Source organism: Mesorhizobium tamadayense, from assembly GCF_003863365.1.
GTDB lineage: Bacteria > Pseudomonadota > Alphaproteobacteria > Rhizobiales > Rhizobiaceae > Mesorhizobium > Mesorhizobium tamadayense.
This window is the reverse complement of sequence record NZ_RQXT01000227.1, coordinates 1-527: the sequence shown is the minus strand read 5'-3', so window position 1 is coordinate 527 and position 527 is coordinate 1. Positions and strand designations below refer to the sequence as shown.

Here is a 527-nt window from a genome sequence, read left to right as displayed (position 1 = left end):
TCATGTTTCCAGAAAATCCAGTCCGCAGTAACATGAGACAGAGGGACATGCACCAACCTCAGAAAGGGAGGTCCGCCATGAAAGTCAAAGACGCAATGCACAAGGGTGTCGACTGGGTCAGCCCCGAAACCGCGGTCACCGAACTGGCGAAATTGATGCGAGCCGAGGATATCGGTTCGATTCCCATCGGAGAGAACGACCGGCTGATCGGAATGGTGACCGACCGCGACATTGTCTGCAAAGGACTGGCGGAGGATGGTTTCGACAGCCGCACCGCGACGGCGCGCGATGTCATGACGACCGGCATTCACTGCTGCCGCGAAGACGACGATCTGGCCAAGGCCATGCGGCACATGGAGGAACTGAAAATCCGCAGGTTGCCGGTGATCAACAAGAGCATGCGGATGGTCGGCATCCTCAGCGTCGGCGACGTCGGTCAGTCGGCGCCGAGGGAACTTGTGTCCGAATACGTCAAGAGCGTTTCCGCCCACCACCACTGAAGGGCGGCTCGCCCGGCGGATAGTCGA

At 59.4% G+C, this 527-nt stretch carries 1 protein-coding gene; it reads left to right on the top strand.

Annotated features, from left to right (window positions below; all coding sequences use genetic code 11):
* Window positions 1-77: 77 nt before the first annotated feature.
* Window positions 78-500: a CBS domain-containing protein gene (locus tag EH240_RS37425; protein ID WP_125007292.1), complete on the top strand. Its 423-nt coding sequence runs from the start codon at window positions 78-80 to the stop codon at window positions 498-500.
* Window positions 501-527 lie beyond the last annotated feature (27 nt).